This is a genomic window from Streptacidiphilus jiangxiensis (assembly GCF_900109465.1).
GTDB lineage: Bacteria > Actinomycetota > Actinomycetes > Streptomycetales > Streptomycetaceae > Streptacidiphilus > Streptacidiphilus jiangxiensis.
Window position 1 is genome coordinate 90,750 of the sequence record NZ_FOAZ01000017.1, and the last position, 15,632, is coordinate 106,381.

General features: G+C 75.1%; 16 protein-coding genes and 1 tRNA gene. 9 read left to right on the plus strand and 8 right to left on the minus strand.

Going from position 1 to position 15,632, the window contains the following annotated elements:
• Window positions 1–9 precede the first annotated feature (9 nt).
• Together BMY61_RS28660 and BMY61_RS28665 are read right to left on the minus strand one after the other, a co-directional pair.
• Window positions 10–1,365, minus strand: a complete 1,356-nt coding sequence (locus tag BMY61_RS28660; RefSeq protein WP_042443244.1) for a sialidase family protein — start codon at window positions 1,363–1,365, stop codon at window positions 10–12.
• A gap of 100 nt (window positions 1,366–1,465) precedes the next feature.
• A complete protein-coding gene (locus BMY61_RS28665) occupies window positions 1,466–2,032 on the minus strand; it encodes a hypothetical protein (RefSeq protein WP_052438366.1) in 567 nt (188 codons plus the stop codon).
• Between the two features lie 566 nt (window positions 2,033–2,598).
• On the opposite strand from BMY61_RS28665, the gene BMY61_RS28670 reads away from it, so the two are divergent.
• On the plus strand, window positions 2,599–3,456 hold the full coding sequence (locus tag BMY61_RS28670) for a lytic transglycosylase domain-containing protein (RefSeq protein ID WP_143094565.1): 858 nt from the start codon (window positions 2,599–2,601) through the stop codon (window positions 3,454–3,456).
• 356 nt (window positions 3,457–3,812) lie between these two features.
• Here the strand turns inward: BMY61_RS28670 and BMY61_RS28675 are convergent, their stop codons facing one another.
• From BMY61_RS28675 to BMY61_RS28685, 3 genes are all read right to left on the minus strand, one after another.
• Window positions 3,813–5,438: a DEAD/DEAH box helicase gene (locus BMY61_RS28675; RefSeq protein ID WP_075004099.1), complete on the minus strand. Its 1,626-nt coding sequence runs from the start codon at window positions 5,436–5,438 to the stop codon at window positions 3,813–3,815.
• An 86-nt stretch (window positions 5,439–5,524) separates the two neighbouring features.
• Window positions 5,525–5,598, minus strand: a tRNA-Met gene (locus tag BMY61_RS28680).
• Window positions 5,599–5,672: 74 nt separating this feature from the next.
• On the minus strand, window positions 5,673–5,987 hold the full coding sequence (locus tag BMY61_RS28685; protein ID WP_042443242.1) for a DsbA family protein: 315 nt from the start codon (window positions 5,985–5,987) through the stop codon (window positions 5,673–5,675).
• Window positions 5,988–6,090: 103 nt separating this feature from the next.
• On the opposite strand from BMY61_RS28685, the gene BMY61_RS28690 reads away from it, so the two are divergent.
• The 8 genes from BMY61_RS28690 to BMY61_RS28730 all read left to right on the plus strand — a co-directional run bounded on the left by BMY61_RS28690 (window position 6,091) and on the right by BMY61_RS28730 (window position 12,825).
• Window positions 6,091–6,846: a response regulator transcription factor gene (locus BMY61_RS28690; protein ID WP_082014768.1), complete on the plus strand. Its 756-nt coding sequence runs from the start codon at window positions 6,091–6,093 to the stop codon at window positions 6,844–6,846.
• On the plus strand, window positions 6,843–8,240 hold the full coding sequence (locus BMY61_RS28695; protein WP_042443240.1) for a sensor histidine kinase: 1,398 nt from the start codon (window positions 6,843–6,845) through the stop codon (window positions 8,238–8,240). Before BMY61_RS28690 ends, BMY61_RS28695 begins: the two co-directional genes overlap by 4 nt.
• A 124-nt stretch (window positions 8,241–8,364) precedes the next feature.
• Complete coding sequence (locus BMY61_RS45340) at window positions 8,365–8,853, plus strand: hypothetical protein (RefSeq protein WP_143094566.1); 489 nt, start codon at window positions 8,365–8,367, stop codon at window positions 8,851–8,853.
• Window positions 8,850–9,818 (plus strand): FAD:protein FMN transferase, encoded by a 969-nt coding sequence (locus tag BMY61_RS28710; protein WP_042443236.1) that lies wholly within the window; start codon window positions 8,850–8,852, stop codon window positions 9,816–9,818. Before BMY61_RS45340 ends, BMY61_RS28710 begins: the two co-directional genes overlap by 4 nt.
• Entirely contained in the window at window positions 9,815–10,546 is a 732-nt protein-coding gene (locus BMY61_RS28715; protein ID WP_042443235.1) for a ferric reductase-like transmembrane domain-containing protein, read from the plus strand. Before BMY61_RS28710 ends, BMY61_RS28715 begins: the two co-directional genes overlap by 4 nt.
• Window positions 10,543–11,895 (plus strand): NADH-ubiquinone oxidoreductase-F iron-sulfur binding region domain-containing protein, encoded by a 1,353-nt coding sequence (locus tag BMY61_RS28720; protein WP_082014767.1) that lies wholly within the window; start codon window positions 10,543–10,545, stop codon window positions 11,893–11,895. Before BMY61_RS28715 ends, BMY61_RS28720 begins: the two co-directional genes overlap by 4 nt.
• Before the next feature lie 5 nt (window positions 11,896–11,900).
• A complete protein-coding gene (locus BMY61_RS28725; protein WP_236655877.1) occupies window positions 11,901–12,125 on the plus strand; it encodes a ferredoxin in 225 nt (74 codons plus the stop codon).
• 94 nt (window positions 12,126–12,219) lie between these two features.
• Complete coding sequence (locus BMY61_RS28730; RefSeq protein WP_042443234.1) at window positions 12,220–12,825, plus strand: hypothetical protein; 606 nt, start codon at window positions 12,220–12,222, stop codon at window positions 12,823–12,825.
• 18 nt (window positions 12,826–12,843) lie between these two features.
• Here BMY61_RS28730 and BMY61_RS28735 read toward each other — a convergent pair whose 3' ends face one another.
• From BMY61_RS28735 to BMY61_RS28745, 3 genes are read right to left on the minus strand one after another with little or no spacing between them, the layout of a single operon-like run.
• Window positions 12,844–13,626 carry a hypothetical protein gene (locus BMY61_RS28735; RefSeq protein ID WP_052438364.1) on the minus strand — a complete coding sequence of 261 codons (783 nt, stop codon included), beginning with the start codon at window positions 13,624–13,626 and terminating at the stop codon, window positions 12,844–12,846.
• Entirely contained in the window at window positions 13,623–14,192 is a 570-nt protein-coding gene (locus BMY61_RS28740) for a CPBP family intramembrane glutamic endopeptidase (protein ID WP_042443230.1), read from the minus strand. The genes BMY61_RS28735 and BMY61_RS28740 overlap by 4 nt, the downstream gene beginning before the upstream one ends.
• Complete coding sequence (locus tag BMY61_RS28745; RefSeq protein WP_143094567.1) at window positions 14,189–15,571, minus strand: hypothetical protein; 1,383 nt, start codon at window positions 15,569–15,571, stop codon at window positions 14,189–14,191. Before BMY61_RS28745 ends, BMY61_RS28740 begins: the two co-directional genes overlap by 4 nt.
• Window positions 15,572–15,632: the final 61 nt, after the last annotated feature.

Below are 15,632 nucleotides of genomic sequence, written 5' to 3' on the forward strand. Positions count from 1 at the left end.
ACCGTGGCGTCACGGAATGACGACGCCCACGGTGGAGGCCCAGATGTCGTCCTTGGTGGCCGTCGGCGCGACCGCGCTCCCCCAGGCCAGGGCGAGGCGGGTCGGTGTCAGCGCGGAGAACCCGAAGGTGTCGCCGGGCCACACCGAGCTCGTCCCGAAGCCCTGCGAGACCTGGACCGGCGCCGACAGCCAGCCCTGGGTGGTGGAGAAGGTCCGCAGGTACTGGGCGTAGCCGCGCGGGTCACTGTCGGAGAGCCAACCCACGTAGGCGATCCCGGCGGGCCCCGCGACGACCTGGACGACGTGCGGCACCTGGAGGGTGTCCGCCGGCGCCTGGACCGGAGCGGACCAGGTGGCGCCGTGGTCCCGGGAGTACGAGAGCCAGCCGGTGTCGCTGCTCGCCCCCTGGGTGTCCCACGTCGCGTACAGGGTGCCGTCCGGGCCGAGGGCCTCGGCGCCGTCGATCCACCACTCGGCGGTGTTCATCGTCCCGACGGAGGCGCCGACGGCGACGGGCGGGGAGAAGGTCGCGCCGCCGTCCGTGGAGCGTGTCGCGTAGAGGGAGGCGACGGTCAGGGTGTCGGTCGGGATGTTCGTGACGGCGTAGCCCTGGTAGACGACGTCGAGCGAGCCGTCCGGCTCGACGGTGATCGGCGCGCTGTCGGCGCCGCTGTTCGGGTAGCCGGGGCTGATGTGCGTCATCGCGGACCAGGTCCGCCCGCCGTCGGTGGACTTCTGCAGGACCGCGTTGACGTCCCCGGTCGCGAACGAGCAGCTGCCGCTCGTCGCGCACAGGAAGGTCACCGCGGCCGAGCTCGGCCCGTAGTCCCAGGTGAGGTAGAGCGTCCCGTCGGGTGCGGCGGCGATGAAGTCCCGGTCGCCCCAGTTGCCCGCGTCCGGCGGGGTGATCACGCCCGCGGTCCGGAAGCTCGCACCGTGGTCGGTGCTGACGTCGACCGTCGGATAGGTCTGCCCGGCACGGGACACCATGAACGCCACGTAAACGGTGCCGTCGGGCGCGACGGTGACGGCCGGGTCCCAGGACCGACTGCCCTTCTGCCCGATGCTGCCGGGCATGGTGAGCGGTGTGCCGAAGCTCGTCCCGCCGTTCAGCGAGGCCGAGAAACCGATGCCCTTGCACCCCATCCACGCGTCGTAGACGCCGCCGACGGCGGGGTCGGTGGCCTGGATGGTCTCGGCGTCCTGCCCCGCGCAGGAGGCGGAGAGATTCACGGGCGGGGAGGCGTTGTAGGAGGCGGTTCGGGGCGCGGCGTGCGCGGGGACGGCCGCGAGGGCGAGTGCGGCGACGACGCCGACGGCGAGGGTACGGGCGCGGGTACGGATGCGGATCCGGGCTGCCTGCACGTGCTGGTCTCCTTTGCCGGAAGGGGACTTGCGCAGTACAGCGATCCAGTGCAGCAGACGGGGGCCGGTACCACCAGAGTTGTGGCAGCACCTGCGGGACTCAGGGAACGACGGTCACGTCCAGTTGCCAATGCGTCGTCACTTCCGCTGGGGCACCCAGGTGTTGGCGGGTGTCGGCGGACAGGACGGCGGTCCCGGCGGCCACGGCCCGGGCGGTGGCGTCGACGGCCCCGGCACCGACGGTGTCGTCGAGCAGGGCCACGACCTGCGGAGCGCTGGTGACCACGGCCCGCCAGGGGGCGCCGGGCCGGGCGTCCAGGGTGATCCGGATCCGGGTGCCGACGTGGACGCAGACGCTGCGCACCTGGTCACCGCCGCCGGGAAAGGTGACGTCCACGGTGCCGCCGAGGCAGCCCGGACGACTGCTCGGCGTACCGGCCGCCCCCGCCGGGGTCGACGCTGTCGCGGTGGTCGGCGTTCCCGGCGCCGCGGAGGCGCTCACCCCGTCCACCGACCCGCCGCTCGCCGTCGGGCTCCCCACGAGCGACGGGACCGGTGCGACCGCCGCACCCGTCGGAGCGGCGGCGGGCCCACCACCAGCGCAGGCGGAGAGCCCGGCGACGGCCAGGACGGCTGCGGCGACCAGCGCGGTGCGGGGGTGAGGCATCGAGGCTCCCGGGGTCACAGTGGCGTCTGCGCGCGTTGGACGCCACTCGCCTCCTCCCGGTTCCGAGGTCCGGTGCGATAGGACCCGGCACGGCCCGGTGCGACCCGGCACGGCCCGGTGCGACCCGGCGCGACGCGCGACTGTCGATCTTGCCCGGTTTTGGTCGTGACCGGCCCGTGACCCGAATCGGCGCCCGCGGGTTCGATTCGTGGACGACCGTGCCTTGGCGCGCCCGGCCCGGCCCGCGATCCCACCCGCGGAGACCTCTCCGTGACCTCTGAGACGCAGGTCACCGACCCCGTGTGGCGTGCCGCACGTTACCGGCGGTATGGCTTGCTCCGCTTGTGAAGGGCATGTGACGGTGCTCGAGGCAGGCGGACCGATCGCCTGCCGGGAGCACGGTGACCGGCGCCCAGCGCCGACCTGTCAAACACCGAACGCTCCCCTGCTCGGTCGGGCCGTGCCCGAATGCCGCCGAGCGCACCCTGCGTTGCGACGCCGTCCCGGCGTGCGCGTGGTTCCGTGCGCTCTGCGGTGGTGGGCAGCCCCCTCGACATCGGAGTGTCATGCGTCCCCGGATCCGTCTTTCCCTCGTGCACCTCAACAAGCGCCTCTCCGCGGTGCGCATGAACAAGCGCATCACCGCCGGCGTCGGCGCCGCCCTCCTGGTCACCGGCGCCGCGACCGGTACCGCCGTCGCCCTGACCGGCAGCGACACCCCCCACACCGCCGCCGTGGCCTCCACCTCGGCCGTGGCGCGCCCCACCACCAACACCGCCAACCGCTCCGAGCAGCGCGCCCCGCTGGCCTCCGCCTCCGCCTCCGCGGACGCTGCCAAGGCCGCCGCCGCCGCGAAGGCGAAGGCCGACGCCGAGGCGAAGGCCAAGGCGGACGCCGCTGCGAAGGCGAAGGCCGAGGCCGACGCCAAGGCCAAGGCGCAGGCGCAGGCCGCGGCCCAGGCGCAGGCGGCTGCCGCCGCCAAGGCGAAGGCCGACGCCGCCGCGAAGGCCCAGGCGCAGGCTCAGGCCGCTGCCGCCGCGAAGGCCCAGGCCGCTGCTGCGGCTGCGGCTGCCGCCGCTGCGACGCCGACCTACTCCAACGACCTGAGCGGCTGGATCGCCCAGGCCCAGGCGATCCTGTCCGCCGACGGCGACCACGTTCCGCCGGCCGCCGCGATCCAGGCCCGCGCCATGACCGAGTCCTCGGGCAACCCCAGCGCCATCAACAACTGGGACTCCAACGCCGCCGCCGGCACCCCGTCCAAGGGCCTGATGCAGGTCATCGACCCGACCTTCGCGACGTACGCCCTGCCGGGTCACACCGACATCTGGAACCCGGTCGACAACATCGTCGCCGCCGTCCGCTACGCGAACGCCACCTACGGCGCCTTCGAGAACGTCGCCTACGGCAGCAGCGGCTACTGACCTCACCGGTCACCCGCACCCCCCAACACCCCGGGCCCGCCCAGCTCCCACGCTGCGCGGGCCCGGGGTGTTGCGTTGCCCTTCTGCTCGTCGGGGCTGCGGCGGTCGGTGCCCTTGAACGCGAACCAGCGAGCGCGAGCGCGGCGCACGCGGATCCGATCCGTCCTGTCGATCAGGCGGCCTTGTCAGCCGGTTGCCGCCCCGGGCCGTTCACCGAACTCGCAGGGGAAACCCCGGTCGACAAGGCACCGGGGCAGCAGCTCTCGGACACGAGTGCGCCGCCTGGAGGCCGACGGAGCCGACAAGCCGAAGAGGCGCCGTCCGCATACGCGGACGGCGCCTCTTCGGGGTGTCGGTCAGGCCTGGCTCTGGCCGCGGCCGCGGCCGTCGGGGCGGGGCTGACGGCGGGGGCGGTTGTTGGAGGCGGCGCGGGGGCCGGACTGGCCGGCGCGGGGGCTCTGCTCGCCCTGGCCGCTGCGGCCACTGCGCTGGGGGCGGCCCGAGCCCTCGGCACGGCGGGGGCGCTGCGAGCGCTCCGCCCGCGGCGCGGGCGCCGCCGCGGTCTGGACCGGGACGGGGATGGTGACCGGGACGCCGGACGGGCGCCGGGCGCCCGTGATCCGGACCAGCTCCGGGTCGCCAGGGCGGACCCGGTCGTCGTTGGGCCGGACGCCCGCGTCCCGCAGCAACTGCGTCATCTCACGGCGCTGGTGCGACAGCACCAGGGTGACCACGGTGCCGGACGCGCCCGCGCGGGCGGTGCGGCCGCCGCGGTGCAGGTAGTCCTTGGGGTCGGTCGGCGGGTCGACGTTGACGACGAGGTCGAGGTCGTCCACGTGGATGCCGCGGGCCGCGACGTTCGTCGCGATCAACGCGGTGACCTGGCCCTGCTTGAACTGCTCCAGGACCCGGTTGCGCTGCGGCTGCGACTTCCCGCCGTGCAGGGCCGCGGCGAGCACGCCGTTGGCGAGCAGGTCCTTGGCCAGGCGGTCGGTCGCGCGCTTGGTGTCCACGAACATGATCACGCGACCGTCGCGGGACGCGATCTCCAGCGTCACGTCGCGCTTGTCGCCGTCGTTCACGTAGAGCACGTGGTGCTCCATGCTGGTGACCGCGCCGGCGCTCGGGTCGACGGAGTGGGTGACCGGGTCGCTCAGGAAGCGGCGGACCAGGCGGTCCACGTTCTGGTCGAGGGTCGCGGAGAACAGCAGTCGCTGCCCGTCCGGACGGACCTGCTCCAGCAGCGCGGTGACCTGCGGCAGGAAGCCCATGTCGGCCATCTGGTCGGCCTCGTCGAGCACGGTGATCTCGACGCGGTCGAGACGGACGTCGCCGCGGTCCAGCAGGTCCCGCAGGCGACCGGGCGTGGCGATGAGCACGTCGACGCCGCGCTTCATCTCGCCGGCCTGGCGGCCGATGGACAGGCCGCCGACAACGGTGGCGACGCGCAGGTTGACGGCGGTCGCGTAGGGGGCGAGCGCGGCGTGCACCTGCTGGGCCAGCTCGCGGGTCGGCACCAGGACCATCGCCAGCGGCGCCTTGGTGTCGGCGCGGCGTCCGGCCGTGCGGGCCAGCAGTGCGAGACCGAACGCGAGGGTCTTGCCGGAGCCCGTGCGGCCGCGGCCGAGGACGTCACGTCCGACCAGCGCGTTGGGCAGGGTGGCGGCCTGGATCGGGAACGGCTCGGTGACGCCCTCGCGCACCAGCGTCGCCTTCAGGGCGCGCGGCAGCTCCATGTCCTCGAAGGACGCGACCGGCGGCAGACCCGGCGTCTCCGGCGTCGGCACCTCGAACTCGCCCTGCGGGGCGAGGACCTGACGCTTCGCCGGACGGCGCTTCGGCGCCCCGTAGGAGGAGCCGGCCGAGGGGCCGCCACGGCGCTGGCCGCCGCCCTTCTTCCCGGCGCGCTCCTCCGGGGAGAGGGGACGTCCGAAGCGCGTCGCCGGACGCTGATCGTTGGACCGATTGGTGCGGTGGTTCACGACGGACCTTCCACAGGGAGCCACAAGAAGAAGCCACAAAAAAGCCCTGTGGGCCCGGCCTTCTGGCCGGGCCCACAGAGTCGTAGTAGCGGGGACAGGATTTGAACCTGCGACCTCTGGGTTATGAGCCCAGCGAGCTACCGAGCTGCTCCACCCCGCGTCGGTACTTGAACCGTAACAGAGTTTCGCCGTCCATGTCGGATCCGCCGGGTGTGACGGCGCCCACGATGCCCCTCACTCGGCGGCCGGAGTCCCCCCGGCCAGGGCGGCCCGCAGCTCGTCGACGCCCGGAGCGCCCTGCACGGCACCGCTCGCGGACCGGTAGAGACGGCAGGACAGGCTCGGCACCGCCCCGGGCACCGCGAACGGGTCGACGCCGTCGACCAGCAGGGTGGGCGACCCCGTCATTCCGGTGGCCGCGGCCTGCTCGGCATCCCGCACCTCGACCCACTCCACCAGAACCTTCCGCCCGGCCAGCGCGGCGTCGAGCCGCTCGCCGACCAGTCCGGCGTTCGGGCAGTCCGGGACGGTGAGCACCGTGATCCGCATCGTCGACTCCTCCCGCTCTCCTCGCTCCGGTCTCTCGACGCTCCATCCTCTCAATACCGGGTTCAGGACGAGAGCGGAGGCAGCGGGGTTCTACGCTGGGGCAATGGCACAGGTCGGCGACACGGCAGCGGGAGCGGGACCGGCGGCGACGGCGGGTAACGCACTGGCCGTGCTGGTCGTGGAGGACGACCAGGGGATCGCCGACTCGCTGGTGCGCGGCCTGACCCGGGCCGGTTACCTGGTGCGCCGGGCCGGGACCGGAGCGGAGGCGCTGGCCGCGCGGCCCACCCCCGACGTGGTGCTGCTCGATCTCGGGCTGCCGGACCTGGACGGGGTGGAGGTCTGCCGACGGCTGCGCCGCCAGACGGACGCCGCCATCATCGTGGTCACCGCGCGCGGCGAGGAGGCCGACCGGGTGGCCGCCCTGGACGAGGGCGCGGACGACTACCTGGTCAAGCCGTTCGGCCTGGCCGAACTGCTGGCCCGGCTGCGCGCGGTGCTGCGTCGCACCCGGCCCAGCGGCGGCGAACTGGTCGTCCACGGGCCGCTGACCGTGGACCCGCGCACCCAGCGGGTCACCGTCGGCGGGCAGGAGGTCGCGCTGACGCCCAAGGAGTTCGACATCCTGCGCTGCCTGGCCGTGGACCCGGGCCGGGTGGTGACCCGGCAGGAGATCCTGGAGCGTGCCTGGGACGCCCACTGGTACGGGCCGACGAAGGTGCTGGACGTCCACATCGCCGCACTGCGCCGCAAGCTCGGCGTGCCGGGCCTGGTGGAGACCGTCTACGGCCGGGGCTTCCGGCTGGGCGACACCGACGCCGCGACGACCCCCTCGGCCGTCCCGGGGCCCGACGCGTGACCAGGCGCATCGCCCTCAGCGTGCTGAGTCTCGTGCTGGCCCTGCTGGTGCTCGCCGTGGTGCCGCTGGGCATCTCCATCACCGCCCGGGAGAACGACTCCTTCCGCGAGGAGACCGCCGCCCGGGCGCGGACCGTCGCCTCCGCCGCGGAGGAGCACCTGTCGGACCATCGCTCCGACGCGGACGCCCGTGAGCAGCTCGACGCCGCCGCGGCGCGTGGGGACTGCGCCCAGGTCTACGACGCGCACGGCACCCTCCTCTACGCGACGCCCTGCCCCACCGGCGCCCTGCCGCCCGGCGCGCCGGCCGAGGTGCTGCGCACCGGGAAGCCGCAGTCCGCCCAGCGCGACGACCGGTTGACCCTGGCCGTCCCGATCGGCGACACCGTGCCGCCGTCGGGGGCGCTGGTCTACTCCCGTTCCACCGACGGCCTGGACGAGCAGTTGCTGGCCATCTGGGGCTGGCTCAGCCTGTGCGCGCTGGGCGCACTCGGCGCGGGCGTGCTGGTGGCGGTGCGGTTGGCCCGCTGGGTCAGCCGCCCCCTGGTCGACCTGGACGAAACGGCGGCCCGGCTGGGCGAGGGCCGGCTCGACGCCCGCGCGACGGTCACCCGCGGCCCGCCCGAGGTGCGCCGGCTCGCCACCACGTTCAACACCATGGCCTCCCGCACCGAGAACCTCATGCACGGGCACCGCGCGGTGATCGCCGACGTCTCGCACCAGCTGCGCACCCCGCTCACCGCGTTGCGCCTGCGGCTGGACCTGCTGGCGGCCGACGCGGACCCGGAGACCGCACAGGAGCTGGGCGGCGCGCAGGACGAGATCGCCCGGCTGTCCCGGCTCGTCGACGGTCTGCTCGCGGTCGCCCGCGCGGAGAACTCCGTCCCCCGGCAGGTGGCGGTGCGCCTCGACGCCGTGGTGGCCGACCGGATCGCCGCCTGGGAGCCGGTGGCCGAGGAGCGCGGCGTCCGGCTCGCCACTCAGGGCCCGGCCGGGCTGACCGCGCTGCTGACCTCCGGCGATCTGGAGCAGGTGCTCGACAACCTGTTCGCCAACGCCCTGGACGCCGTCCCGACTGGCGGCCGGATCGTCGTCCGCGCGGTGCCGGACCCGAAGCAGGGCGAGGTGCTGCTCTCCGTCGTCGACGACGGCCCCGGCATGGACGAGGCGGCACGGGAGCGGGCGTTCCGCCGGTTCGACACCGGGCGGGCGAGCGGCACCGGGCTGGGCCTGGCCATCGTGCACCGCCTGGTCACCGCGAACGGCGGGCGGGCCGCGCTGGAGCCGACCCCGGGCGGCGGCCTCACCGTCCGACTGTGGTTGCTGGCCGCCCCGGTGGCCTCGCGTTCCGAGCGGCGGGAGCGCCGCGACCGCCGGGATCGGCCGAACGACTGAACCGTCCGCATGCGGACGCTGCATGTTTGCCACTTCTTAGTACTTCCTGAACCGGAATCCGACGCTCTGCTGGGCACGCTGGACGGGCAGACCAGCCGTCGCCGACCGCCCGAGGAGAGCCAGGATGGACTCGTCCGAGCAGCAGCCCGCCGCCCGCGCCCGTTCCCACCGCAGGGACCGCTCGGTGCGCCGCGTGGGCAGCGCCACCCGCTGGGTGACCGTGGCCGCCGCGGCCGGATCCGTCGCGCTGGCCACCGGCTACGCCCAGGCCTCCACGGGCGGCGGCTCGACAGGCACCACGAGCCCGTCGCCCTCCCCCTCCGCGTCCACGACGAGTCCGTCCCCGAGCGCGTCCGCGAGCAGTCCCTCGGCGCGCCCGAGCAGCGCCTCTCCCACGCCCACGCCCACCCGGACGGCGCCCAGCCCGACGACGCCTCGGCCGACGCCGCGCCCCACGCACAGCCTGATCCCCGCCCAGGTCGCCCCGGCGACCACCCGCGCCTACGTGCCGCCCGCCCCGGCCCCCACCACGGCCGCCCCCGCGCCGACCCAGGCCGCTCCGCCGCCCGCGCCGACCCCGCAGCCCACACACACCACCACGGGTGGCTCATGACCATCCCTCCCGTCGCCGCGGCGGAGCCCGGCCAGTCCTCCTTCCCGGTGTTCGGGACGACCGCGCATCTGCTGGTCACCGACCCGGGCACGCTGCCGCAGGCACTGCGGCTGCTGCGCACCGAGCTGGCCGCGATCGACGCGGCCTGCAGCCGCTTCCGCCCCGACTCTGAGCTCTCCCGCGTCAACGCGGCCGCCGGGACGGGCCACGCCGTGACCGTGGGCCTGCGGCTGGCCGAGGCCCTGGAGGTGGCGCTGACGGCGGCCGAGGAGAGCGGCGGCCTGGTCGACCCGACGGTCGGCGCGGCGGTGGTCGGCCTCGGCTACGACCGGACCTTCGCCTCCCTGCGCCCCGAGCAGCTGGGCACCCCCGTGACGGCGCCGGCGCCCGGCCGGCGCGCGATCGAGTGGGATCCGGCGCGACGTCGGCTGCGCCTGCCCGCCGGCACCGCCCTCGACCTCGGCGCGACGGCCAAGGCCTGGGCCGCCGACCGCGCCGCACGGCTGCTGGCCGCGTCGATCGGCTGCGGCGTGCTGGTCAACCTCGGCGGCGACCTGGCCGTCTCGGGCGCCACCCCGGCGGGCGGCTGGCGCATCGCCGTCGCCGACGACCACCGCGCGCCCGCCCCCGACTCCCCCGTCGTCGCCGTGACCGGCGGCGGGATCGCCACCTCCGGCACCGCCGTGCGCACCTGGCGGCGCGACGGCCACCCGGTGCACCACGTCGTCGACCCGCGCAGCGGCCGCAACCCCGAGCCGTGCTGGCGCACGGTCACCGTCGCCGCCGCGACCTGCGTGGCCGCCAACACCGCCGCGACCGCCGCCCTGGTCCTGGGCCCCGAGGCCCCGACCGTGCTGCGGCACGCCGGGCTGCCCGCGCGGCTCGTCCACGTGGACGGCACCGTGCTGCGCCTCGGCGGCTGGCCCGAGGACACCCCTGCGCCTGCCCCGGGAGACGCCGCATGAACGCCGCCCTGCTCGCCGCGAGCACCGCGCCGAGCCCTCTGTGGTACGCCACCCGCGCCGGCGGCACCGTGGCGCTGGTGCTGCTCACGGCCACGGTCGCGCTCGGCATCGCCGTCGGTGGCCGGCACGCGCCGCGCACCGTGGCCCGGTTCGAGGTCTCGGCGCTGCACCGGAACCTGGCGTTCCTGACGCTCGTCTTCCTCGCCCTCCACATCGTCACCGCGGTCCTGGACACCTTCGTCCACCTGGGCTGGTGGATCACGCTGGTGCCCTTCACGGCGAACTACCGCACGCTGTGGCTGGGGCTCGGCACGGTCGCCCTCGACCTGCTGCTCGCGGTCGCGCTGACCAGCGCGACCAGCGGGATCCGGCTCCGGCTCGGGCAGCGCCGGTGGAAGGCCGTGCACTGGCTCGCCTACGCCTCCTGGCCGATCGCCGTCTTCCACGCCGCCGGGACCGGGACGGACACCCGCGACACCCTCCAGCTCGCCCTCTACCTGATCTGCCTCGGCGCGGTCGTGCTCGCGGTGTGGTGGCGGCTGTTCCGGGCCGGGCCCGGACACGCCGTGGCCCGGTGGACGGCCGGACTGGCCACCCTGGCCGTGCCGCTGGCCCTGGTCGGCTTCCTGCACGTCGGCCCGCTCGCCCCCGGCTGGTCCCACCGCGCCCTCGCACCGGCCGTCACGACGACCGCCGCGCACGCAACGACGGAAGGGGTGACCCGATGACCGCCGAGGCCGCCTACGACGAGGCCCACGACGCCACCAGAGCGCTGCCGCTCGCCGACGGCTCCCGTCCCGGCCCGCACGGGACCAGGCTGCTGGCAGGCTGGTTCCGCACCGGCCGCGCCGCCGACCTGACCGACCACCTGGACCGCTACGGCCCGCTTCCCGCCACTGCTCCCGCACCGCTGCGGCAGGCCGTCGACGAGGCCGGGCTGACCGGTCGCGGCGGCGCCGCCTTCCCGACCGGCCGCAAGCTGAGCACCGTGGCGGCCGGACGCGGCCCCGCCGTCGTGGTCGCCAACGGCATGGAGAGCGAGCCGGGCAGCCTCAAGGACCAGACGCTGCTGCAACTGGCCCCGCACCTCGTGCTGGACGGGATCGCGCTGGCCGCCCGCGCCGTCGGCGCGAACGCCGCCCACCTGTGCGTGGCCCGGACCCGCACCGAGCAGGTCCGCGCGCTGCGCGGCGCGCTCGCCGAGCGCGTCCGGCTGCGGCTCGACCCGGTCCCGGTCCAGCTGCACGAGCTGCCGCACCACTACGTCTCCAGCGAGGAGAGCGCGCTGGTCCACTGGCTGAACGGCGGCGACGCCCGGCCCACCGCCACCCCGCCGCGCCCGTTCGAGAGGGGCGTCGGCAAGCGCCCGACGCTCGTCGACAACGTCGAGACGCTGGCCCAGCTGACCCTGATCGCCCGTTACGGCCCCGCCTGGTACCGCGAGGCGGGCGCGCCCGACGCGCCCGGCACCACGCTCGTCACGCTCAGCGGCGCCGTCCACCACCCCGGCGTCTACGAAGCCCCCATGGGCGCACGACTGGGGCAGCTCCTCGACCATGCGGGCGCGGCGGCCGAGCGGCTGTCCGCCGTCCTGGTCGGCGGCTACTTCGGCAGCTGGCTGCCGGCCGAGGCCGCGCTGTCGGCCCGGTTCACCAAGCAGGACCTCGCCCAGCTCGGCGCCGGTCCCGGCGCGGGCGTGCTGGTCGCCCTGCCGGAGCGCGCCTGCGGCCTGGCCGAGACCGCCGACGTCCTGGGTTTCCTCGCCCGCAACAGCGCCCAGCAGTGCGGCCCGTGCCGGTTCGGCCTGCCCGCCGTCGCCGAGGACTTCGCCGCGCTGGCCGCGGGCCGCCTCGACGGCCCGTCCCTCACGCGCCTGGAGCAGCGCGTCGGCCTGCTCGCCGGCCGCGGCGCCTGCCGCCACCCCGACGGCGCGTCCCGCCTGGCGGCGACCGCACTGCAGACCTTCGCCGCGGACGTCGCCCGGCACGTGCAGTTCGGCCCGTGCGGTGGCGCGTCCACGTCGCCGGTGCTCGCCGTGCCGCAGGGTGCGGTGCCCGGCCCCCAGGAGTGGAGGTGAGCGTCGTGCCGTTCACACGATCCCGTGAACTGGCGCTCCGGATCGACCGGATCGCCTGCGAGGGCCACGGCGCCTGTGCCGAGTTGCTGCCCGAACTGCTCTCCCTGGACGAGTGGGGCTTCCCGATCGTCCACCGCGCCGCCGTCCCGCCCGAGCTCGCCGCGCACGCGCGGCGCGCGGTCGCCGCCTGTCCGGTGCTGGCGCTGCGTCTGGAGCGTGGCCGGTCGTGACCCTGTCGACGCCGGGCTGAACGAGTTCTTAGTCACCGATCATGCAGACTCTGCGGACAGGTCCCCCGTCGGCCCGCCCGGAAGGAAGCACCCGGTGACCACAGCACCCGTCGCCACCTCGCGCCAGGAGCAGCGACAGTCACGCGGCCCCGAGGGCAACGCCCGGCTGACCGCCTCGGTGGGCACGGTCCTGCTCGTGCTGCTGGCCGTCCAGGGCTTCACCATCCTGTCCCTGACGCAGCTGCTGACGATCCACTTCTTCGTCGGCATGACGCTGCTCGGCCCCGTCGCGCTCAAGATCGGCACGACCTGTTACCGGGCCTACCGCTACTACCGCGGCGACCCCGCGTACCGCCGCGCCGGCACCCCGCCGCTGCTGCTGCGCCTGCTCGGCCCGCTGCAGATCCTGATGACGGTCGCGGTGCTGGCCACCGGCTGCACGCTGGCCCTGGTCGGCCCCGGCGATCTCGCGCACACCGTGCTGTTCCTGCACAAGGCCGCGTTCTGGCTCTGGGTCGGCCTGACCTCCGTCCACGTCCTGGCCCACCTCCTGCGCCTGCCGCGCCTGGTGAGCGCGGACCTCCGCCGCAGCGACCCCGTGACCGGCCGCGCCCTGCGCTGGACCCTCCTCGGCGCGTCCCTCGCCACCGGTGCGCTGATCGCTCTCGCAGGCGTGCACCTGGCCGCGAACTGGGGATAGCCCTCAGGGGAGTGCAACTCACGCTTCGCCGGAGCGTCTGCGATGAAGGCGGACCGCCAGGATCGCCGGGGCGAACGCCGCAAGCAGGCCGGCGAGTACCCACGGCAGGGTGCGCAGGGCCTCCCGCGCCGGGCTCACGCCCGGCGACGCGGCCGGCGCCGCGTGGTGCGTGACGCGGACCAGCGCGTAGTCGCCGAGGCCCGGGAGCGGGGACTGGTAGATGTCGTTGCCGACCCGGGTCGTGCGGAGGTCCTGCCAGGGCGCGCCCGGCGTCGCGCGGTACTCCATGACCGGCGCCGGCTGCTGCGCGCTCGGCGCGCGCAGGCTGATGACGCTGTCACTGGTCGGCCGCCCCGTCGCCGCGACCGGGCCCCGGTCGCTCGTCACCGTCACCCGGTAGACGTTCCCCCACACCGTCCCGTCGGACGGCGCAGCGCCGGTCAGCGCCAGCGGCGTTGCCTTCGCGGCCAGTTGGGTCGTGCCCGCCGGGATCGACAGCTGCGAGGCCGGAATGCCCGCCTGCACCTGCGGCCCGTTCTCGTCACTCACCGGCAGGAGCAACTGGGGGCCGACGCCCTTGAACACGATCCCGTCGTCCTCGCCCACCGACGGCGCCGCGGTGTGCTGGTAGCCGGGCGGTGCGACGACGTAGCGGTAGGGCTCGTCGGGGAAGCCGAGGCCGTCGTAGAGCGGTGGCGTGGCCGTCAGCGGGGTCAGCAGCCAGCCGAGCGCCAGCAGGCCGAGGCAGAGCGCGGACATCCGGACCGTCCGGCTGCGCGGACGCCTGAGCATCGCGCTCATCGGAGCCACCAGCCGGCCAGGTCGGCAAGCGTGTGGGCGACGGCGGGGGCCGTCACCGACCCGGCGGCCAGGCGCACCGCGCCCAGGCAGACGCCGACGGCCAGGTCCAGCGGCAGCACCTGCCAGCCGTAGACGGGCACGTGCAGCAGGGCGAACGCCAGGGCGGTCACCGCGACGGCGGCCACGTCGCCGCTCCGCTCCCTGGCCCGCTCGAACAGGGCGCCGCGCAGCAGCAGTTCCTCCGCCACCGCCACGTAGGCGACGACGGCCGACCAGAGCGGCAGCATCCCCTCCGGCTCGGCCACGCCGCCCATCGTCACCCGGCGCACGGCCGGGACGACGCACAGCACCGCCGCCAGCGCGGCACCCCACCCGGCCTGGCGGAGGTTCAGCACTGGCCTGGGCAGGCCGCAGACGAGCGCGAGGACGACCAACGCGGTCCCGAAGACCACTCCGGCGGTGGGCGACCCCGCCCCGGCCCGGCCTGCCAGGCTCACCCGCAGCGCGACCGCCAACGCCAACCCGACCAGTCCGCCCACGAACGGGAGATCCCGGGCGACCCTCATCGCGCCACCACCTCGCCGATCGCCGCCGAGGTCGCCGGCTTCGCGGGTGCCTCCTTGACCAGCGGTTGGGCCATGAGCACCAGACTCACCATCGTGTAGGCGACCATCGCCGCGACCCACGGCCACTCCGAGGCCTTCGCCGCCCGCTCGTCGCGACCGCTGCGCGCGAGGTGCCCGTGCGCGACCACCACGGCCACCACGTGCACCGCGACGATCACGACCACCGCGACGTACCAGAAGGCCGCACTGGGCAGCAGGTGCGTGTGCGGCTCGAAGCTGTCGTCGAACGGCGCAGGCAGCCACTGGCCACCGTCCAGCCCCGTCGGGTTGCCCAGCAGCGGGACCAGCAACTGGCCGTTGACCAGCAGGTACTGAAGATTGTGCGCGAACAGGTAGCCGTACGCGATCGGCAGCAGCGAGGGCAGGAGCCCGTGCAGCGCGGCGACGGGCCGCACGTCGTGCCCGCCCAGGCGCGCCACCGCGTGGGCGAACCCGCCGAAGACCAGCCAGGTCGCCAGCCCCAGCAGGGCGAACGCCGCGACGGTCTCCCACTGGACCGTCGTCGCCGAGGCCGTGGCGGCGTCCAGCACGTCCAGCCGCGCCCGCGACCACAGCGGCGTCGCGAGCAGCCCGTCGAAAGAGACCGAGACCAACAGCAGCAGCAGGAAGGCCATCCGGCTCGGCACGGCCTCGAACCCGGCCGCCAACCCACCACCGAAGCCCGACCGCCCCGGCGCCCCGAACCGGAACCGGCCCAGGCGCCCCCACGTCGCGAACAGCACCGAGAACAGCTCGCCCCGCGCAGTCCACGCCGGGGCACCGAAGAACAGTCCCGCCCCCGCCGACAGCGCCGCCCAGCCGAACAGCCCCCACGCGGTGACCCGCGGCAGCGTCGCGCTCTGGTTGAACACCAGCTCCCCGCAGGCCGCCGCGAAGAACGCGACCGTGGCCGGCCACCACCCGAGCCGGGCGGGCCACTGCACCGGCCGCGCGCTGCCGAGGAGCAGCCGCCGTGCGGTCGGGCTGTCGCCGAGACGGGCAAGGGCGGCGAAGGGGTTCAGCGGCCGGGTCCAGTCACCCAGCAGCCCGCAGGAGAGCGGCACGGCGATCCACACCACCAGCCAGAAGACCGTCGGCAGGATGTTCTCCGCCACCGTCTGCGAGCCGACCAGCCCCACCACGACCAGGCCGGCGAGCCCCACCACGACCAGGCCGGCGAGCCCCATCACGCCCACTGCGGGCGCCAACCACCCACGCGGCAACGGGGCTTCGAACTCGGCGCGCGCCGCGTCGACGGTGCCCGCCGCGACGCGTCGCGGCAGCACCACCAGGAAGGAGGCGAAGACCACCAGGGCCGCGCCGAGCACAAAATACGCCAAAGGGATCGGTAGTTCGTACCGCTTCCCGAACGCGTGCGCCAAGTACACCGCGCACCCCTCC